We start from the raw sequence: 19,285 nt of genomic DNA on the forward strand, positions 1-19,285 counted from the left end.
CGGGGCGGCCCCCCCCCCGGTTACACCCCCCCCCCGGGGGCCTGGCCCGGCACCGCCGCGCCCCGCCGCCCGGGGGCGGGCGGGCGGCCGTCGGGGGGAGGCTGCGGGCTACTGGTCGTAGCGGCGGCGGAAGCGCTCCTCGAGGCGGTTCTTCAGCGGCTGCTTGCGGGGCTTGCCGCCGCGGCCGCGGGCGGTACTGCCGCCGCGGGCACCGGCCGGCCCGGCCGGGCCGGCCTCGACCGCACCGGTGGCGGAGCGGTAGTTCAACACGCCGAGCGCGGCGCCGCCGAACATGACGAGGAAGCCGAGGACGCCGAGCGGGACAGAGGGGGCGACGGCGCCACCGACGAGGACCGCGAGGCCCACCACCACGAGCAGCGCACCCAGTTGCAGCTTCCGCCGGGCCCTGAGCCTGCGGTCACCCGTGCGGACGGAGGAGGCGAACTTCGGATCGTCGTCGACGAGGGCGCGCTCGATCTGCTCCAGCAGTCGCTGCTCGTGCTCGGAGAGCGGCACGGATGCCTCCAGGTGGGCCAAGGCCTGATCCGCCGGGTCCCCCCCGGCGGTACCCACGAGGATACGAGCCGTTCACGGGGTGCGAAAGGCGAGCGCGCGGCGACCCGCCCACGGTGGACCCGGATCACCCCCGCGGGCGGTCGCGGACCCGCCGGTCGCGGTCGCGGTGCAGCAGCGTGGCCGGCCGGACGGCCCCCGCGCCGAACCTCCGGGCGGCCCGGTCGGCGGCCAGCTCGGCGTCGCGGCGGCCGTGCTCGCGCTCGCCGAGCTCGAGCTGGCGCGGCGTCGACCCGGCCTGCACCAGCCGCTCGGCGCGCACGCCCACCAGCCGCAGCCGCGCCCGGTCCAGGCCCAGGGCGTCGAAGAGGGCGCGGGCGGTGTCGTAGAGGTCCTGCCCGACGTCGGTGGGGACGTCGAGGGTGCGGCTGCGGGTGATCGTGGTGAAGTCGGCGAAGCGGACCTTGATGCTCACCGTGCGCGCCAGCCAGCTCCCCGCCCGCAGCCGGCCCGCCGTCCGCTCGGCCAGCCGCAGCAGCTCCCGGTGGACGACGGCGGGGTCGTCGACGTCGGTGCCGAAGGTCTCCTCGTGCCCGATCGAGCGCTCCGGCTCGTCGGGGACCACGCGCCGGGGGTCGCGGCCCCAGGCCAGCTCGTGCAGCGAGCCGCCGGCCGCCGGGCCGACCGCCCGCTGCAGGGTGCGCGCCGGGACGTGCGCGAGGTCGCCGACGGTGCGCAGCCCCAGCCGCAGGAGCACCTCCTCGGTCTTGGCGCCCACCCCCCACAGCGCGCCCACCGGCAGCGGGTGCAGGAAGTCGATGACCTCGGCCGGGCGGACGACGAGCAGGCCGTCGGGCTTGGCCCGGGTGGAGGCGAGCTTGGCCACGAACTTCGTCCCGGCCACCCCGACCGAGCAGGTGATGCCCTGCTCGTCGAAGACCCGGGCGCGCAGGTACTCGCCGATCTCCGCCGCGTCGCCGAGCCGGCGGCCGGCCCCGGAGACGTCGAGGAACGCCTCGTCCAGGCTCAGCGGCTCGACCAGCGGCGTGACCGACCGGAACAGCGCCATGACCGAGCGGGAGACCTCCGCGTAGAGCGCCATGTCCCCCGGCAGCACGGTGGCGGTCGGGCACAGCCGCAGCGCGCGGGCGGTGGGCATCGCGGCGTGCACGCCGTACGCGCGCGCCTCGTAGGTGGCCGAGGTGACCACCCCGCGGTTGCCGGCGCCGCCGACGATCACCGGCGTGCCGGCCAGCTCGGGGTGCCGGCGCACCTCGACGCTGGCGAAGAAGGCGTCCATGTCGACGTGCAGCACGCTGCACCCCTCCGCACGCCCCGCTGCCATCCCGCCCCGCCTCTCGAACACGTGTTCGGACCGACCGGAGGAGACTAGCCGCCCGCCGCGGTCCCCGGCGCGCCGTCCGCGGAGGTGTCCGTGCGTGTCGGGAAACGGCTGGTGGGGGCATGTGTGGCGCGCTGCCGATCGGGTTAGGTGGGACACGACCGACCGCCGTCCGGCGGACGGCTGCGACAGTGACCGGAGGAACTCGATGGCGCTCGACGACGACGACATGACCAGCGTGGAGGGTCCGGCCGACAGCGGCGCCGGCGAGGGCACGCCCGGCCACCAGGACGGCGGTGCCGACGGTGGCGCCGACGGCGGCGCCGGCCACGGCCCGGCCGACGGTGGCGCGGCGGGCGGCGGCTCCGACGGTGGCGCGGACGGCGGTGCGGACGGCGGTGCCGACGGTGGCGCGGACGGCGGCGCGGGCCACGGCCCGGCCGACGGCGGTGCGGCCGGCGGCGGCTCGGACGGCGGCGCCGACGGTGGCGCCGACGGTGGCGCGGACGGTTCGGCCTGAACCAGGACCCGGCCGTCGCGGGGCCGGGCGGAGCTGACCTCCGCCCGGCCCTGCGCCGGTGCACCCACCTCGACCCCGCCGTCTTCGCCGAGCAGCACTGGTCCCGCCGCCCGCTGCTGACCCGCGCCGAGGACACCGGGGAGTCCTTCGCCGACCTGCTCACGCTGGCCGACGTCGACGAGCTGCTCTCCCGCCGCGGGCTGCGCACCCCCTTCATCCGCATCGCCAAGGACGGCGCCGTCGTCGACGCGAAGCGGTTCACCACCTCCGGCGGCGCCGGCGCCGAGGTGACCGACCAGGTCTCCTCCGACGCCGTGCTGCGCCTGTTCGCCGACGGCAGCACCGTGGTCCTGCAGGGCCTGCACCGGCTCTGGCCGCCGCTGATCGAGTTCGCCGACCAGCTGGCCGCTGACCTGGGACACCCCACGCAGGTCAACGCCTACGTCACCCCGCCGTCCTCGCGCGGGTTCAGCCCGCACTACGACGTCCACGACGTCTTCGTGCTGCAGGTCGCCGGCGAGAAGCACTGGACGATCCACGAGCCGGTGCTCGAGGAGCCACTGCGCACCCAGCCGTGGAACGACCGGGCCGCCGAGGTGGCCGCCGCCGCGCGGCGCGAGCCGGTGATCGACGCCGTGCTGCGCCCCGGCGACGCGCTCTACCTGCCCCGCGGCTACCTGCACTCGGCCGTCGCGCTGGGGCAGACCAGCGCCCACCTGACCATCGGCGTGCACTCGGTCACCCGCTGGTCGGCGGTCGAGTCGGTGCTCGACCTGGTGCGCACGCTGGCCGCCGACGACCGCGAACTGCGCCGCGCGCTGCCGCTCGGCGTCGACCTGGCCGACCCCGGCGCGCTGCGCGACGACGTCGCCACCGTGGTCGGCGCGCTGCAGGAGTGGCTGGGCCGGGTCGACGCCGACCAGGTCGCCGACCGCGTGCGCGGGCGCGCCTGGTCGCAGGTCCGGCCCGAGCCCGTCGCCCCGCTGGCGCAGGCCACCGCGGCCGCCGCGCTGTCGCCCGACAGCGTGCTGCGGCTGCGCCCCCGGCTGCGCACCGCCCTGCGCCCCTCCTCCGCCGACCCGGCCGGCGGCGACCGGGTCACGCTGCTCGGCGGCCGCCGGTCGCACGAGTTCCCCGCCGCCACCCGCCCGGCGCTGGAGGCGCTGCTGGCCAGCGGCGAGCTCAAGGTCGCTGACCTGGCCGGCCTCGAGCCCGCCGACCAGCTGACGCTGGCCCGCCGGCTGGTGACCGAGTCGGTCGCGGTCGTCGCCTACGCGCACCCCGGTCCCGCAGACGGCGCAGTCGACGGCGCCGTCGACGGCGTGCCCGCCACCGCCCCGGAGCCGGGGCCGGCCGGGCCGGGTGCGCCCGTGCCCGACGCCGGCGGGGACGATGGGGAGCGTGCCGACGCCCTCGGGACCGGGTCGTGAGCCCGCGGCGCTCCCCCGGGTGAGCGCCGCGGTCCGGACCGGACGGCTGGACCCGACCCGCTGCTCGGTGACCGCCCTGGCCCGCGGCGACTCCCCCGTCGCCACGGCCGGGCCGGCCCAGCGCTGGTTGCTGGTCGAGCAGCCGGGCCCGTGGGGCCGCGACGCGCTCACCGCGTCCCGGTTCGACGCCGCCGTCGCCCCGCAGCTGGCCCGCCGCGCCCGCGCCGAGGGCGTGCGGGTGCTGCTGGTGCGCCGGCCGGGCGAGCGCGCGGCGGGGCCCGGGCGCCGGTGGGCCTACGCCGACGGCCGCCCCGGCCACGAGGGGCTGTGGTGGTCCGAGCGGGAGGCCGACGCCGACCTGCTCGAGGCGCCGTGGGACGGCTCGGCCGGCGAGCGCGCCGAGCGGCCGCTGTACCTGGTGTGCACGCACGGCCAGCACGACGCCTGCTGCGCGCTGCGCGGCCGGCCGCTGGCGCGGTCGATGCCGGTGCCCGACGCCCTCGACGTCTGGGAGTGCAGCCACCTCGGCGGCTGCCGGTTCGCCACCAACGTGCTCGTGCTGCCGCACGGGTTCGCCTACGCCCAGGTGCCCGGCGACGGCGCGGACGTGGTGGGCGCGCACGCCCGCGGTGAGGTGGCGCTGCCGTTCCTGCGCGGGCGGGCGGGGATGCCGCTGCCGGTGCAGGCCGCGCAGCACTTCGCCCGCGAGCGGCTCGGCCTGCTCGGCGTCGACGACCTGCCGCCGCTCGGTACCCGCCGGCTGCCCGACCCGGACGGCGACGGGGTAGAGTTGTTCGACGTCGTCCTCGGCGGCCCCGACGGCGAGGTCGCCGTGCGGGTGGAGAGCCGGCCGGCCGCGGAGGCCGCCCAGCTGACCTGCAAGGCGCTGCACGCCGCGCACCCGCGGGAGTGGACGGCGCTGGCGTTCTCCTAGAGCGCGCGCCCGCGGGCCAGCAGCAGCGGGATCGCCACCTCGTCCGCGGTGAGCGACCCGTGGTAGGCCGCGAGCCGGCTGGGGCCGGGCTCGGTGCCCGACGCGGTGATCGCCCAGGGCCCGCGGGCCAGCGCGACGACGTCGCCGATCCGGCCGGCGAGGGCGGCGTCGACGTCGCCGAAGACGCCGCTGGCCACCGCCTCGTCGCGGCCGGCCACCCAGGCCCGGTCGCCGAGGACGCCGCGCCAGGCGTCGAGGACGTCGGCCGCGGCGCCGGGCACCGCGTGCACGTAGCGGGCCCGCGGCTCGCCGGCCAGCAGGGCGACGCCGTCGAGCAGGGCCGGCTCGTCGTCGACGTCGACGCGGGTGTGCGCGGGGACGTCGAGCATGCCGTGGTCGGCGGTGACCAGCAGGGCGGCGTCGTCGGGGAGGCCGTCGACGACCTGCTCGACGAGCCGGTCGACGAGGGCGAGCTGCATGCGCCAGCTGTCGGAGTCGACGCCGCGGACGTGGCCGGTGAGATCGAGCTCGGGCGTGTAGCCGTAGACGAGACCGGTGGGCGCGAGCGCGAGGGACTGCAGCAGCACGGCGGAGAGGTCGCCGGCGCTGACGGTGCCCGAGTAGGTGGCCCCGCGGTAGGCGGCGGTGGACAGCCCCGAGCCGTTGTAGGCGTACGGCGCGACCGCGGTGACCGGCAGCCCGGCCGCGGCGGCCTGCTCGAAGACGGTGGGGCGGGGCTGCCAGTCGCGCGGGTCGGGGTCGTCGGTCCAGGCGACGTGGTTGAGCAGCCGGTCCTCGCCGGGGACGGCGGTGACGAAGCCGAGGACGCCGTGCCCGCCCGGGGGGACGCCGGTGCCGAGGGTGGTGAGGCTGACCGGGGTGGTGCTGGGGCAGGGCGCGTCGAGGTCGCCGGCCGGGCCGGTGAGCGCGGCGAGGGTGGGCGCGAGGTGCGCGTGGTCGCGCAGCAGCTGCGCGCCGAGGCCGTCGACGAGCAGGACGGCGACCCGGCGGGCCCCTCCGAGCGCGGTGGTGAGGCCGAGCGGGTCCGGCGGCAGGCCGGCGCGGTCGACGGCGACCCCGAGGGCGGTGGCGACGCCGGGCAGCACGTCGGCGAGGGTGCGGTCGCCGTAGGCGGGGCGGACCAGCCCGTCGGGGAGCACGGTCACGGGCGGGTGGCCAGCACGTGCAGGCCGGTGGCGACGTCGCGGTAGGGCGAGGCGGCGGCCAGGGCCAGCTCGAGCCGGCGGACGGCTGCCGGGTCGGCGCCGGAGCTCGCGTCGAGCAGGTCGGCGACGACGGCGACGCCGCGCCACTCCCCCGGGGTCAGCCCGGCGTCCTCGACCAGCGCGAGCAGGTCGGCGGGGCCGAACCGGCGGCGGGCGGGGCGGGTGCGGCCGGGCGCGGGGTCGCGGTCCTCCAGGAGCGCGAGCGCCTCCTTGGGGTGCCCGGACAGCGCGCGGGCGAGGACTGCGCCGGCGCGGTTCGCCGTCGCCACGCTGACCTGCCCGCCCGGCCGGAGCGCGCGGGTGATCTCGCGCAGCGTGGTGGCCGGGTCGTCGACCACCTCGAGGACGGCGTGGCACAGCGCCAGGTCGTAGCCGCCGCCGTCGTCGCCGGTCCCGCCGAGGGGCAGCTCGTGCAGCTGGTCGCCGTCGCCCTGCAGCCCGCGGACGCGCGCCCCGACGCCGGCGTTCTGGGCGCGGCGCTCGAGGGTGGCGAGGGCGTCGGCGCTGGGGTCGACGACGGTGACCTCGTGGCCGAGGCGGGCCAGCGGGACCGCGAAGCCGCCGCTGCCGCCGCCGACGTCGAGCACCCGCAGCGCGCTGCCGGCGCCGACCAGGGGGTCGAGCGCGGCCCACACCGCGGCGGTCCGGACGGGCAGCTGCTCGCCGGAGGACGGGTCGGGGGCAGTCGGCGGCACCCGACCGACCCTAGTGCCGCCGCTGCCCCGCCACCGGGCGGTCCAGGCGGGGACGCCGCCGGAGCCCTCGGGGAGGCGATGTGCACCTGGGGCGCGTTCCCGGCCCGGACCGCGCCCCAGGTGCACACCACCGCGGGCCGGCGGCTCAGTGGCCGGAGCTGCCGGGGCTGGAGTGCCACAGCTTGCGCGGGGCCGCGCTCCGCTGCGCCGCGGCCTTGCGCACCGCGGTCCCGGCGTCGTCGCCGGCGGGCTTGATGTCGGCGTAGGGCGACATCCGGAACCCGGTCGGGTGCACCAGCACCGGCTTGACCACCACCGGCCGCGACCCGTGCGAGGCCGCCGCCCCGGCGATGGCCTGTTCGGTGTACTCCCCCGGCGCGGCCATCAGCTCCGACACCCCGGCCAGGCCGCCGGTCTCCCACGCCTCGTACAGCGCCGGCAGCTCCCAGGCGCCGGTGGCCCGGATCGAGACCCCGCGCGGGCCGGTGCGGCGCAGCACCCCGCGGATGACCAGCAGCCAGGAGTGGAACACCGTGGCCGCGTAGGGGCCCTGCACGTCCTCGAAGAAGGTGGAGTCGGTGCAGCCGGTGCCGTCGTCGAGGGTCACGAACACCACCCGCCGGCCCGACCGGATCGGCGGCGTCTGGGTGGCCACCTTGACCCCGGCCACCAGCACCTCCGCGCCGCTGCGGCAGCCGAGCAGCTCGCCGGCCGGCACCGCGCCGACCGCGGACAGGAACGGCCGGTAGAAGTCGACGACGTGCCGGCTGGCGTCCAGGCCCAGCACCTCGAGCTCGGCGCGCACCAGCTCGGCGTCGGTGAACTCCGGCAGCCCGGAGCCGGCCGCCTCCGACCCGGCCCACCCGGCGCCGTCCGTCTCCTCCCCCATGCCCTCCCCTGCGTCCTCCCCGGTGTCGAGCCCGAGCAGGTCGAGGCTGAGCTGCCCCACCGAGCCGGCCCGCTTCCCGCTGCGGCTCCACCGGTCGAGCTCGCTGATCTGCAGCAGCAGGTCGCGGCGGGTCACCGACTGCCGGGAGCGGGTGGGCCGGCCGGCCTCGCGGTCGCGCACGCCGAACCCGTAGAGCGAGTCGAACCCGCCGGCGAGCACCAGCCGCTCCACCACCGGCCGCGACACCGACGCCCGGTTCCAGAAGTCGGGCAGCGAGCGGTAGGGCTGCCCGGCGACGATCCGGGCCACCTCGTCGTCGGAGATGCCCTTGACGTCGGCGAGGGACAGCCGGATGCCGTGGGCCGACGGGTCGGCCATCGCCGCGGGCATCCACTCCGGCCGGCGCGGCGGCTCCTCCGGGCGGTCCTCCTCGGCCAGCCGCTCCACCCGGTAGGTGGCGTCCGAGGCGTTGACGTCGAGGCCGAGCACCCGGACGCCGAAGTTGCGGGCGTCGTCGAGGATCAGCCGCTTCGGGTACATGCCCGGGTCGTGGGTGAGCACCCCGGCGAGGAAGGCCGCCGGGTGGTGGGTCTTGAGCCACGCCGACTGGTAGGTGGGCAGCGCGAACGCCGCCGCGTGGGCCTTGCAGAACCCGAAGGAGCCGAAGGCGACCAGCACCTCCCACACCTTCTCCACCACCTCGACCGGGTAGCGCTGCAGCGCCTCCGGCATGAACCAGGCCCGCACCTCCGCGTGCAGCTCCTTGTCGCCGAGCGCGCGGCGGGCCTCGTCGGCCTGGGCGAGGTCGCAGCCGGTCATCTGCGCCACGATCTGCAGCACCTGCTCGTGGAAGACGACGACGCCGGCGGTCTCCCGCAGGTACGGCGCGAGGTCGGGGTGCGGGTAGACCGGGTCGCGCCAGCCGTTCCGGGCGAGCAGGAACGGCGTCACCATGTCGCTCTTCACCGGCCCGGGCCGGAACAGCGAGATGTCGATGACGATGTCCTCGAACGTCTCCGGCCCGAACTTGCCGACCAGCTCGCGCTGCCCCGGCGACTCGATCTGGAACATGCCGAGGGTCCGGGTCGAGCGGATCAGCTCGAAGGTGGTCGGGTCGTCGCGCGGGACGGCGTCGATGTCGACGGTCTCGCCGTCGACCCGGGCCACCTCGTCGATGGCGTGCGCGATCGCCGACTGCATCCGGATGCCCAGCAGGTCGAGCTTGAGCAGCCCGAGCTCCTCGACGTCGTCCTTGTCGAACTGGCTCATCGGGTAGCCGAGGTAGCTGCTCTCCACCGGCGTGCGGTCGAGCAGCGTGGCGTCGGACAGCAGCACCCCGCACGGGTGCAGCGCGATGTGCCGGGGCAGGCCGTCGAGCCGGGCGACGAGGTCGAACAGCAGGTCGAGGTCGCCGGTGCCACCGCCGCGCTGGGAGCCCAGCCGGCTGGCCCGCAGCTCGGGCAGGTCGCGCAGCGCCGCGTGCACCTGGTCGGCCCGGATGTGCGGGAATGCCTTGGCGACGGCGTCGACCTCGCCCGGCGGCAGGCCGAGCGCGGCGCCGACGTCGCGGATCGCGTGCCGCACCCGGTAGGTGTCCATCATCGAGATGCAGCTGACCCGGTGGGCGCCGAAGCGGGCGATGACCGCGTCGTAGACCTCCATCCGCCGGGCGGACTCCACGTCGATGTCGATGTCGGGCAGCTGGTGGCGCAGCGGGGAGAGGAACCGCTCCATGAGCAGGCCGTAGCGGATCGGGTCGACGTCGGAGATGCCGAGCAGGTAGGTGACCAGGCTGCCCGCGCCCGACCCCCGCGCCGCCGCCCGCACCCGCAGGCCCTTGATGAGGTCGACCACGTCGGCGACGGTGAGGAAGTAGGAGGGGTAGCCGAGGGCGTCGATGACGGCGAGCTCCTCCTCCAGCCGCACCAGCACCTTCTCGCTGCGCGCCATCCCGCGCCGGCCCAGCCCCGCCTCGCAGCGGGCCCGCAGCACCTGCGAGGGGCCCATCCCCCGCTCCGCCGGGGACGTGACGACGTCGAGCTCGGGGTAGCGCACGGTGCCGATGCCGAGGTCCTCGCGGACGTCGACGGCGCACTGCTCGGCCAGCCGGGCGGTGCGCTCGAGCAGCCGCAGCGCCGCGTCGCGGTCGGGGCCGGCGATCTCCTCGGCGACCTCGGCCATCTCCTTGCCCGACTTGAGGTACCCCTCGGCGGTGCGCCGGTCGACGTGCCGGGTGTCGAGGGCGACCAGCCGCCGGGAGGCGTCGAGGACGTCGGCGGTGGGCGCGTCGATGGCGTCGACGTAGCGGACGGCGTTGCTCAGCACCACCGGCACGCCCTCCTCGGCGGCGAAGCGCATCAGCCGCTGGGCGCGCAGCCGGTCACCGCGGCCGCGGTGGTGCACCAGCTCGACCACCAGCGACCCGGGGCCGAACACCGACCGCCAGGCGTCCAGGCGTGCGGAGGCGACGTCGGCCCGGCCGGCGGCCAGCGCGCGGCCCACCGGCGAGTCGGGACCGAGCACCGCGACCAGGCCGGGCGCGTGCTCGGCGGCCAGCGCCAGCGAGGCGACCGGCTCGCCGCGGGTGCCGCGCAGGTGCGTGGCGCTCGTCAGCCGGCACAGCGACCGCCAGCCCGCGCCGTCGCGGGCGAGGAAGGTGACCCGCGGCAGCCGCGGGTCGACGCTCGCCCCGCCGCGCACCGGGCTGCGCCGCACCGGCGCCACCCCACCCACACCGCGCCCACCCGGACCGCGTCCACCAGGACCGTGCCCACCCGCACCGCGTCCACCCGCGCGCCGGGCCGCCAGCTCGTCGTCCTCACCCAGCACGCGCGCCAGCGCCGGCGGCACCGTGGTGTCCACCGCCGGGGCGACCGCGAGGTCGACCCCGAACAGCGGGCGCACCCCGGCCGACCGGCAGGCCTGCGCGAACTTGACCGCCCCGTAGAGGCCGTCGCGGTCGGTCAGGGCCAGCGCACCCATGCCGTGCTCGGCGGCGCGGGCCACGAGGTCGGCGGGGTGGTTGGCCCCGTGGCGCAGGGAGTACCCGGAGGCGACGTGCAGGTGGACGAAGGGGTCGCCGCTCACCGCCCGCGCGCGGGACGGTGGGCGGTGCCGCCGACCAGGCGCGGCCGGGGCGCCGGCTCCGGCGTGCGGGCCAGCACCTCCTCGACCACGGCGAGGAAGGCGCCGGAGTCGCGGACCAGGTCGTCGGCCTCGCGCTCGGTGACCGCGCGGGACAGCCCGGCCTCGGCCGCGGCCCGCTTGGCCGCGCCGGCGGCGAAGAAGGTGGCCCACTCCCCCAGCTCGGGGGCGACCTGCTCGAGCAGCACCCAGGCGCTGCGCGGCCGGCGGCGGCCGCTCTCGGGCCGGGTGCGGGCCGAGAGCACCGCGGCGGCGGCGCGCAGCGCGGCGAGGTGGGCGGTGGCGTAGCGGTCCCGCGCGTCGGCGGCGCGGGAGGCCTCCGCCAGGGCCCGGGTGGCCTGGTCGAGCAGCTGCGCCGTGGCCGCGGGCAGCGGCGGCGGGAGGGGCAGCTGGCCGGTCCCGTCGTAGGTCATGGCGTGCGCGGCGCCCATCAGTCGTGCACCCGCACGAGCGACCAGCGGTTGTCCGCCGCGTCCCAGCACAGGTCGTAGACGCCGGCGAAGCTCATCCGCGAGCGCCCGGCCCGCACCGCCTCGACCCGGTACACCTCGCGCGGGGCGACGAGGTCGGCCGAGGCGCCGCCGGCGGCGGTCCGCTGCCACCAGGGCGCGGTCTCCACCCACGAGTCGAGCAGCTCGCCGACGACGTAGCGGCCCTGCCCGCGCCAGAACTGCGCCGGCCCGAGCGGCCCGCGCTCGACCCGCACCTCCTCGCCGACCCGCTCGCCGACGTCACCCAGCACCCGGCTCATGACGACTCCCCACCCCGCGCCGCTGACGGCCTGCCTCCCGCCCGGGCGGGGAAGTCCCGGGGCGGTGCTCGACCCGTTCGAACGTCTGTTCGGACAGTTCGAGTAGACCCGACCCCGCCGGTCGCGTCAAGCCGGACGCGCCCGGCCGGGGGACTCCCCGTCCGCGCGCCGGACGGTACGGCGGGGGTGTGACAGCGGTGGCAGGATCGCCGCCATGACCCGACCCGCCGCCCACCCCCGGGTGGCAGCGATCGCCGGGCTGCTCGCCGCGGCCGGCGCCGCCGGGGAGGTGCGCGAGGTCCCCGCCGGGGCGCGCACCGCGGCCGACGCCGCCGCCGGGCTCGGCGTGCCGGTCGGGGCGATCGCCAGCAGCCTGGTGTTCGACGTCGGCGGCCTCCCGCTGCTCGTGCTCACCAGCGGCGCCCACCGGGTCGACACCGCGAAGGTGGCCACCCTGCTCGGCGTGCCCCGCGTCGAGCGCGCGTCGGCCGACTTCGTCCGCGCGCACACCGGCCAGCCCATCGGCGGGGTCGCCCCGATCGGCCACCCCGAGCCGATCGGCACGCTCGTCGACGTCGAGCTGGCCCGGCACGAGCGCGTCTGGGCCGCCGCGGGACACCCGTCGGCGGTCTTCCCCACCACCTACGACGAGCTGCTGCGCCTGACGGGCGGCACCGCCGCCGAGGTCGGCGACGGCCCGCAGGAGACCCTGCAGACCCCCGCGGGTGCGGTGGGTCAATGAGCGAGGAGAGACCGTGACCGGCACGACGCCCGCCGCCCGGGTGACCGAGCTGCCCGCCGGCTGGCTGCGCGACCACATGCACGAGGCGCTGGCCATCTACGGCGCCGCCATGGGCTACGACGCCTCGGTGGTGGCCGGCCGCTACGGGTACGCCGTCCAGCACACCGAGCGCCCGGGCTTCCGCGCCGTCGGCGGGTTCGCGCCCACGCCCGACGGCGAGCAGCTCGTCGGCTTCGGCTACGGCTACCTCGTCGCCCCGGGCCAGTGGTGGCACGACCAGGTGCGCGCGGCGCTCGACCGGCGCACCGCCAAGCGCTGGCTGCCGGGCGCCTTCGAGGTCTGCGAGCTGCACGTGCACCCCGAGACGCAGAGCCGGGGCCTGGGCCGGCGGCTGCTGCACGCCCTGGTCGAGGGCGTCGACGCGCCGGCCGCGCTGCTGTCCACGCCCGACGCCGACACCAAGGCCTTCCGGCTGTACCACGCCGACGGCTTCGTCGACCTCGCCCGCGGCCACCACTTCCCCGGCGACGCGCGGCCCTTCGCCATCCTCGGCGCCCGGCTGCCGCTGCAGCCGGTGCGCCGCTGAGCGTGCCGGGACCCGACCGGGCCGCCGGCGGGGCCGCCGACCGCAGGGTCGACGCCGTCGTCGTCGGCGCGGGCCACAACGGGCTCGTCGCCGCCTGCTACCTGGCCCGCGAGGGGCTGACCGTCGAGGTCGTCGAGCGCGACGACGTCCTCGGCGGCGCGGTGTCCACCGTCGAGCGCTGGCCGGGGGTGCGGGTCGACCGCGGCTCCAGCGCGCACGTGATCGTCCGGCACAGCGGGGTCGTCGAGGAGCTCGACCTCGCCGCCCACGGGCTGACCTACGTCGACTGCGACCCGTGGGGCTTCGCGCCCGCGCCCTCCCCCGGCGACCCGGGCCCGGACGGCCTGCCGCTGGTCTTCTCGGTCGACCTCGACGCCACCTGCGCCTCGATCGCCGCCGCCTGCGGGCAGGCCGACGCCGACGCCTACCGCCGCTTCGTCGGGGTGTGGGGGCCGCGCAGCCGCGCCGTCGTCGACTCCTTCGGCCGCCGCCCCACCCCGCTGGGCCTGGCCCGCGCGTTCTGGCCGCTGGGCGCGCCCACCGGCGGCAACCCGCGCACCCCCGGCGGCGACCTCGCCGTCGACTTCCTCGGCTCCGGCGACGCACTGCTCGACCGCTGGTTCGCCTCCGAACGGCTCAAGGCGGCGCTGGCCTGGTTCGGCGCGCAGTCCGGCCCGCCGATGTCCGAGCCCGGCACCGCGGCGATGGTCGCCTGGGTCGCGCTGCTGCACGACACCCCGCCGGGCCACCCGGTGGGCGGCTCGGGCGGGCTGACGGCGGCGCTGCGCGCCCGGCTGGAGTCCGACGGCGGGCGGGTCACCCTCGGCGACGGCGCCGCGCGGCTGCTGGTCGACGGCGACCGGGTGACCGGCGTCGAGACGGTGTCCGGGCGGCGGATCGAGGCGCCGGTCGTCGTCGCCGCCTGCCACGTGCTGGCCACCCGCGACCTCGCCGGGGACCACGCACCGCCGGCGCTGGCCGACGCCGCCCCGCCGGTGGGCAACGGCTTCGGGCTGGTGCTGCGCTGCCTCACCGACGCCGTCCCGCACTACCCCGGCGTCGACCCGGCGGTGTCCGCTCAGGGCCTGCAGCTGCTGTGCACCGACCGCGCCCAGCTCGCCGCCGCGCACGGCGACTGGCTGGCCGGCCGGCTGCCGCGCGAGCCGGTGCCGCTGGCGATGTCGTTCTCCGCGAGCGACGACACCCTCGCCCCGCCCGGGCGGCACGTCGTCACGATCTGGGGGCAGTGGTACCCCTACGACCTCGCCGGCGGCGGCGACTGGGACGCCCTCGCCGCGGGCGAGGCGCAGCGGCTGGTCGACGCCGTCGACCGGTTCGCGCCCGGGTTCGCCGCCTCCGTGCAGGACGTGTACGTGCAGACGCCGCTGCTGCTGGAGCGCGAGCTGTCCCTGCTGCGGGGCAACGTCATGCACGTGGAGATGGGTCTGGCCAGCATGTTCGCCTTCCGGCCGACGCCGGCGCTGTCGGGCTACCGCGTCCCCGGCCTGGCCGGCCTCTACCTGGCGGGCGCCTCCACGCACCCCGGTGGCGGGGTGTCGGGCAACTCCGGCCGGACGGCGGCGCGCGCGGTGCTCGGCGACCGCGGCCTCGTGACCCGCACCCGCGCCCGCGTGCAGGGAGCGGCCGGCCGGCTGTTGCGGGCGGTGCGGTGAGCGCCGCGACGGCGGCCGTGCGGGGGGCCGGCGCCCCGGCGCGGGTGCCGCTGGTCCTCGCCGTCCTGCTCGTGCTGGCCGCGATCGCCTACCCGCTCACCGACGGCACCGCCCGCGACGCGGTCTCCTGGACGATCGTGCTGCTCGGCTCGGCGGTGTCGGTGACCGCCGCCGCGGCCCGGCACGGCGGGCGCACCGGCGCAGCCGTGCTCGCCGTCGTGGTGGTCGCGGCGATCGCCTTCGAGGCGGTCGGGACGGCGACCGGGTTCCCCTACGGGCCCTACACCTACACCGACGCGCTGGGCCCACAGGTGCTCGAGGTCCCGTACCTGGTGCCGCTGGCCTGGCTGATGATGGCCTGGCCGAGCCGGGTGCTCGCCGAGCTGCTCACCCGCCGCGTGCGCCCGGGCCGGCGGCGGGCCGCGCGGGTCGTCGTCGCCGCGGCGGTGTTCGCCGGGTGGGACGTCGTGCTCGACCCGCAGCTGGTGCAGGCCGGCTACTGGACCTGGGCGGAGCCCGCTCCCGGGCTGCCCGGCATCGACACCGTGCCACTGACCAACCTCGGCGGCTGGCTGCTCGCGGGGCTGGTGCTCATGGCCGTGCTGGAGCTGGTGGTCGCGCGCACCGCGGTCCCGGCCGGGCCGCGCGCGGACGCCGCCCCGCTGCTGGTGATCGGCTGGATGGTCGCCGGCGGGGCGCTCGCCCATGCGCTGTGGCTGGACCTGCCCGGGTCGGCGGCCTGGGGCGCGGGGCTGACGGCGGTCGTCGTCGCCGTCCTCGCCGTGCAGGCCCGCCGGCGGTGAGCGGCGCGGCCGTCCGGGCGCTGTCCGGCCTGGCCGTCGCCGGCGCCGCGCACGCGGCCGTGAACGCCGCCCTGCTGCGGCGCGCGCCGGCCCGCCCGCCGGAGGTGACCCGGCCGGTCACCGTCGTCGTGCCGGTGCGCGACGAGGAGGCGCAGGTCGGCGCCTGCCTGGCCGCGGTGCTGGCCTCGCGCGGGGTGCCCGGCCTGCGGGTGGTGGTGGTCGACGACGGCTCTGCCGACGGCACGGCCGCCCGGGTGCGCGCGATCGGCGACCCCCGGGTCGAGCTCGTGCCGGCGGGCGACCTCCCCGCCGGGTGGCTGGGCAAGCCGCACGCCTGCTGGGTGGGCGCGCAGACCATGCGCGAGGACGGCTACCTCGTCTTCGTCGACGCCGACGTGCGGCTCGCCCCCGACGCCGTCGCCGCCGCGGTGGCGCTGCTCGACGCGCACGACCTCGACCTGGTCTCGCCGTGGCCGCGGCCGGTGGCCGGCACGCTCGCCGAGCGCCTGGTGCAGCCGCTGTCGCCGTGGCTGTGGATGACGACGCTGCCGCTGCGGGCCGCCGAGCGCTCGCCGCGGCCGTCGCTCACCGCCGCCAACGGCCAGTTCCTCGCGCTCACCCGGCGCGGGTACCTGCGCGCCCGCGGGCACGCGGCGGTGCGCGACGAGGTGGTGGAGGACGTCGCGCTGGCCCGGGCGGTCAAGCGCTCGGGCGGGCGCGCGGTCCCGGCGAGCGGCGCGGCGCTGGCCGAGTGCCGGATGTACGACGGCTGGGCGGCGATGCGCGAGGGCTACGGCAAGTCGCTGTGGGCGTCGGTCGGCGGCTCGCCGGCGGCGTCCGTGGCGGCGGCCGCGGTGCTCACCGCCGTCGCCGTCGTCCCCCCGCTGGCGGCGCTGGGCGGCTCGCGGGCCGGGCTGCTCGGCTGGGCGGCCGGAGTGGCCGGCCGGGCGGTGGCCGCGGCGGTCACCGGCGGGCGGGTGTGGCCCGACGCACTGGCCCACCCGGTCTCGCTGCTGGCGCTCGACGTCCTGCTGGCGGGGTCGCTGGCGGGGCGGCGCCGCGGCACGCTCACCTGGCGCGGGCGCGCGCTGCGCTGACCCGGGGTGAGGATGGGGCGTGACCTCGCCCGTGGACCCGCCCGCGACCAGCCGCCCCCGCACGCCCTTCGACCCGGGGCAGATGCGCCCGTCGGACTTCTACCGGGTGATGAACTCGGTCGTCGTGCCGCGGCCGATCGCGTGGGTGCTGTCCCGCTCGGCGGAGGGCGTGCACAACCTGGCGCCGCACTCCTTCTACACGGTGGCGTGCGTGCAGCCGCCGGTCGTGCAGTTCACCTCGGTGGGCCGCAAGGACTCGCTGACCAACATCGAGGCCACCGGCGAGTTCACCGTGAACCTGGTGCCCGAGGAGTTGTTCGAGCAGGCCAACGCCACCGGCACCGACTTCCCGCCCGACCAGAGCGAGGCCGAGGCCGCCGGCATCCGGCTCGAGCCGAGCGAGAAGGTGGGCGCGCTGCGGGTGGCGCAGTCGCCGGTGAGCATTGAGTGCACGCTGCACTCCACGCTGCGGCTGGGCGACAGCACCGTCGTCTTCGGCCGGGTCGAGTGGGTGACCGTGGTGAGCGACGCCGTCCGCGACGGCCGGCCCCGGATCGAGGAGCTGCGGCCCCTGGCGCGCCTGGGCGGCAACGAGTGGTGCACCGTCGGCGACATCCGCACGATCCCGCGGATCCCCTACGCGAAGTGGGCCGAGGACCCCTCGATCGGCGAGCAGGTCCGCGGCGGCTGAGCGGACCGGCCCGTGCTCGCCGCTCCGGCGCGGGCCGCTGGCGATCACGGAGCACCGGTGGCGGCACGCCGTCGGCGAGCGGCGTGTCGCCACGCGAGCTCCATGATCGCCGCGGAGCCGGCTGCAGCGAGTGGGTCCGGCGGCGGACGGAGCAAGAGCCGCCCCTGCGCAGGACGGCGGACCGGTCGCGGGGCCGGAGGCTCCCGACCGGGACGCCGTGGCAGGGCTCAGCGAGACCCGGGGACGGCACCTGGCCGCGGTGTCGTCCGGTAGGACGACGGGGTGCTCAGCCGAGCAGGTGCGCGGCCACCTCGGCGGCGGCGTCGGCGCCGAACGCGTCAGCGAACCGCTTCAGGAACGGCTCACGGCGCAGCTCGTACTCCTGGGTGCCGACCACCTCGACGGCCTCGGTGGCCACCGCGGAGCCGAGCTGGGTGGCCCGCTCCAGCGACAGCCCCCAGGTGCGGCCGGCGATGAACCCGGCGCGCAGGGCGTCGCCGCCGCCGGTGGGCTCGACCGGCTTGGTCTCCGGGACGGCGATGACCTCGATCGGGTCGGCGTCGCGCTGCCGGACGAGGACGCCCTGGGCGGCGCGGGTGGTGACCCAGGTGCCCACGCGGCCGAGGATCTCGGCGGCGTCCCAGCCGGTCTTCTGCATGAGCAGCGCCGACTCGTACTCGTTGGTGAACAGCAGGTCGGCGCCGTCGACGAGGTCGCGGATCAGGTCGCCGTCGGCCCAGGCCAGCTGCTGGCTGGGGTCGGCGGCGAAGGGGTAGCCGCGGTCGCGGCACTCCTGGGTGTGCCGGGCCATCGCCGTCGGGTCGTTGGGGCCGATGACGACGAGGTCGGGCGCGCCGACGCGGTCGCACACCGGGGCCAGCTCGATCTGCCCGGCCTCGCTCATCGCGCCCGAGTAGAAGGAGGCGATCTGGTTGTTCACCGCGTCGGTGGTGCACACGAAGCGCGCCGTGTGCTTGAGCTCGGACCAGCGGACGTCGCGGGTGTCCACGCCGTGGCGGGTCAGCCAGGCGTCGTAGTCGGCGAAGTCGTTGCCCACCGAGCCGACCAGCACGGGCGCGAGGCCGAGCAGGGCCATGCCGTAGGCCATGTTGGCGCCGGCGCCGCCGCGGTGCTGGATGAGGTCGTCGACCAGGAACGACAGGGAGACGTTCTCCATCTGCCCCTCCACGAACTGCTCGGTGAAGCGGCCGGGGAAGGTCATCAGGTGGTCGGTGGCGATGGAGCCGGTGACGACGACGGGCACGGGGGCTCCTCGGGACGGGACGGCGGAACCCGCCCACCCTAAGAGGCGCTCCCGGGGGACCGCCGCGCGGCGTGGGGTGCGGGCGGGACGGGTAGGCCCGTGCCATGACCGACCACACGCTCGCCACGATGGAGGAGCTGGACCCCGCGCGCGGCGGGGGCGGCCCCGGCGACCACGTCGCGGTCTGCGCCTGCGGCTGGCGCAGCGACGCCGAGCCCGACCGCGACTCGGCCCTGGAGCGGCTGACCGAGCACGCGGAGGAGAACGACTAGTCGCCCAGCGCCCGGCGCAGCGAGACGCCGAGCTGCGCGGTGCCGACCAGGCCGAGCAGGGCGCCGACGGCGGCACCGGCGGTGACCACCAGCGCCGGGCCGCCGTCGACCCCGGCCGCCGCGTCCAGCCCGGTCGCGGCCACGATGCCCGCCCCGCCCACGGTGAAGCCGGTCATCGCCACCCGGGTGGGCCGCTCCCAGACCGAGATCGACCCGGTCTCGGCCACCCCGGCCTGCCCGGCTCGGGCGCGCAGGTAGTCCGGCAGCCAGCACAGCGCCCCGAAGACGGCGGCCAGCCAGCCCGGTGCCCCCGCGGCCCACAGCGCCAGCGCGTAGGCGGCCTCGGTGAGCCGGTCGACGGCGGAGTCGAGGACGTAACCGCGGCGCGAGGCCCGCCCGCCCGCGAGCGCCAGCGCCCCGTCGAGGGAGTCGAGCAGGCCCGACAGCCCGACCAGCAGCCCGCCGGCGATCAGCCACGCGCCGCCGGCCACCGCCGGACCGACCGCGGCCAGCGCGACGAGCAGGCCGAGTGCCGTCGCGGCGAGCGGCGGCAGCCAGGACAGGGCCCGGGCCAGCGCGTAGGCCAGCGACAGCCAGCCGTGCACCAGGCGGCTGGCGGACGGGTCGGTGCCGCCGTGCCACCGCGACCACTCGGCGAGGTACTCGTCGCGGCTCAGCACGGGCGCAGTCTCCCGCAGCGGCACGGGGAGGGA

General features: G+C 77.7%; 19 protein-coding genes. 10 read left to right on the plus strand and 9 right to left on the minus strand.

The window, feature by feature from the left end; all coding sequences use genetic code 11:
- Nucleotides 1-108 precede the first annotated feature (108 nt).
- A complete protein-coding gene (locus ACI78R_RS05415; RefSeq protein WP_073422409.1) occupies nucleotides 109-516 on the minus strand; it encodes a DUF3040 domain-containing protein in 408 nt (135 codons plus the stop codon).
- A 124-nt stretch (nucleotides 517-640) separates the two neighbouring features.
- Entirely contained in the window at nucleotides 641-1,828 is a 1,188-nt protein-coding gene (gene dinB / locus ACI78R_RS05420) for a DNA polymerase IV (RefSeq protein ID WP_457039901.1), read from the minus strand.
- A gap of 235 nt (nucleotides 1,829-2,063) precedes the next feature.
- Here dinB and ACI78R_RS05425 point away from each other — a divergent pair, with 235 nt between their 5' ends.
- From ACI78R_RS05425 to ACI78R_RS05435, 3 genes are all read left to right on the plus strand, one after another.
- Nucleotides 2,064-2,375: a BatC protein gene (locus ACI78R_RS05425; protein WP_457039902.1), complete on the plus strand. Its 312-nt coding sequence runs from the start codon at nucleotides 2,064-2,066 to the stop codon at nucleotides 2,373-2,375.
- 287 nt (nucleotides 2,376-2,662) lie between these two features.
- A complete protein-coding gene (locus ACI78R_RS05430; RefSeq protein WP_457039903.1) occupies nucleotides 2,663-3,805 on the plus strand; it encodes a cupin domain-containing protein in 1,143 nt (380 codons plus the stop codon).
- 19 nt (nucleotides 3,806-3,824) lie between these two features.
- Nucleotides 3,825-4,739 (plus strand): sucrase ferredoxin, encoded by a 915-nt coding sequence (locus ACI78R_RS05435; protein ID WP_457039904.1) that lies wholly within the window; start codon nucleotides 3,825-3,827, stop codon nucleotides 4,737-4,739.
- On the opposite strand, the gene ACI78R_RS05440 is transcribed toward ACI78R_RS05435, so the two are convergent.
- The 5 genes from ACI78R_RS05440 to ACI78R_RS05460 form a co-directional block, all read right to left on the minus strand.
- Complete coding sequence (locus ACI78R_RS05440; RefSeq protein WP_457039905.1) at nucleotides 4,736-5,905, minus strand: alkaline phosphatase family protein; 1,170 nt, start codon at nucleotides 5,903-5,905, stop codon at nucleotides 4,736-4,738. The genes ACI78R_RS05435 and ACI78R_RS05440 overlap by 4 nt on opposite strands.
- Nucleotides 5,902-6,660: a methyltransferase domain-containing protein gene (locus ACI78R_RS05445; RefSeq protein WP_457039906.1), complete on the minus strand. Its 759-nt coding sequence runs from the start codon at nucleotides 6,658-6,660 to the stop codon at nucleotides 5,902-5,904. The genes ACI78R_RS05440 and ACI78R_RS05445 overlap by 4 nt, the downstream gene beginning before the upstream one ends.
- Nucleotides 6,661-6,805: 145 nt before the next feature.
- Nucleotides 6,806-10,636, minus strand: coding sequence for a DNA polymerase III subunit alpha (locus tag ACI78R_RS05450; RefSeq protein ID WP_457039907.1), 3,831 nt, complete (start codon nucleotides 10,634-10,636; stop codon nucleotides 6,806-6,808).
- Nucleotides 10,633-11,124: an SAV_6107 family HEPN domain-containing protein gene (locus ACI78R_RS05455; RefSeq protein WP_336029731.1), complete on the minus strand. Its 492-nt coding sequence runs from the start codon at nucleotides 11,122-11,124 to the stop codon at nucleotides 10,633-10,635. The genes ACI78R_RS05450 and ACI78R_RS05455 overlap by 4 nt, the downstream gene beginning before the upstream one ends.
- The gene (locus ACI78R_RS05460) at nucleotides 11,124-11,444 is read right to left on the minus strand and encodes a DUF6504 family protein (RefSeq protein WP_073422403.1); all 321 of its coding nucleotides are present in this window, start codon (nucleotides 11,442-11,444) and stop codon (nucleotides 11,124-11,126) included. The genes ACI78R_RS05455 and ACI78R_RS05460 overlap by 1 nt, the downstream gene beginning before the upstream one ends.
- A 214-nt stretch (nucleotides 11,445-11,658) precedes the next feature.
- Between ACI78R_RS05460 and ACI78R_RS05465 the strand changes: the two genes are divergently transcribed.
- The 6 genes from ACI78R_RS05465 to ACI78R_RS05490 are packed head-to-tail and all read left to right on the plus strand — an operon-like array spanning nucleotide 11,659 to nucleotide 17,036.
- Complete coding sequence (locus tag ACI78R_RS05465) at nucleotides 11,659-12,186, plus strand: YbaK/EbsC family protein (RefSeq protein WP_073422402.1); 528 nt, start codon at nucleotides 11,659-11,661, stop codon at nucleotides 12,184-12,186.
- Nucleotides 12,187-12,199: 13 nt separating this feature from the next.
- On the plus strand, nucleotides 12,200-12,772 hold the full coding sequence (locus ACI78R_RS05470) for a GNAT family N-acetyltransferase (RefSeq protein ID WP_083628982.1): 573 nt from the start codon (nucleotides 12,200-12,202) through the stop codon (nucleotides 12,770-12,772).
- 2 nt (nucleotides 12,773-12,774) lie between these two features.
- A complete protein-coding gene (locus ACI78R_RS05475) occupies nucleotides 12,775-14,445 on the plus strand; it encodes a phytoene desaturase family protein (protein ID WP_457039908.1) in 1,671 nt (556 codons plus the stop codon).
- Nucleotides 14,442-15,248 (plus strand): carotenoid biosynthesis protein, encoded by an 807-nt coding sequence (locus ACI78R_RS05480; RefSeq protein ID WP_457039909.1) that lies wholly within the window; start codon nucleotides 14,442-14,444, stop codon nucleotides 15,246-15,248. The genes ACI78R_RS05475 and ACI78R_RS05480 overlap by 4 nt, the downstream gene beginning before the upstream one ends.
- The gene (locus ACI78R_RS05485; protein WP_457039910.1) at nucleotides 15,245-16,345 is read left to right on the plus strand and encodes a glycosyltransferase; all 1,101 of its coding nucleotides are present in this window, start codon (nucleotides 15,245-15,247) and stop codon (nucleotides 16,343-16,345) included. The genes ACI78R_RS05480 and ACI78R_RS05485 overlap by 4 nt, the downstream gene beginning before the upstream one ends.
- 19 nt (nucleotides 16,346-16,364) lie before the next feature.
- Nucleotides 16,365-17,036, plus strand: coding sequence for a flavin reductase family protein (locus ACI78R_RS05490; RefSeq protein WP_457039911.1), 672 nt, complete (start codon nucleotides 16,365-16,367; stop codon nucleotides 17,034-17,036).
- A gap of 286 nt (nucleotides 17,037-17,322) precedes the next feature.
- Here the strand turns inward: ACI78R_RS05490 and ACI78R_RS05495 are convergent, their stop codons facing one another.
- Nucleotides 17,323-18,300 carry a carbohydrate kinase family protein gene (locus ACI78R_RS05495; protein ID WP_457039912.1) on the minus strand — a complete coding sequence of 326 codons (978 nt, stop codon included), beginning with the start codon at nucleotides 18,298-18,300 and terminating at the stop codon, nucleotides 17,323-17,325.
- A gap of 104 nt (nucleotides 18,301-18,404) precedes the next feature.
- On the opposite strand from ACI78R_RS05495, the gene ACI78R_RS05500 reads away from it, so the two are divergent.
- Entirely contained in the window at nucleotides 18,405-18,572 is a 168-nt protein-coding gene (locus ACI78R_RS05500) for a hypothetical protein (protein ID WP_175562952.1), read from the plus strand.
- On the opposite strand, the gene ACI78R_RS05505 is transcribed toward ACI78R_RS05500, so the two are convergent.
- The gene (locus ACI78R_RS05505) at nucleotides 18,569-19,252 is read right to left on the minus strand and encodes a CDP-alcohol phosphatidyltransferase family protein (protein WP_457039913.1); all 684 of its coding nucleotides are present in this window, start codon (nucleotides 19,250-19,252) and stop codon (nucleotides 18,569-18,571) included. The genes ACI78R_RS05500 and ACI78R_RS05505 overlap by 4 nt on opposite strands.
- Nucleotides 19,253-19,285 lie beyond the last annotated feature (33 nt).

The sequence above is a fragment of the Geodermatophilus sp. SYSU D01106 genome, assembly GCF_054049995.1.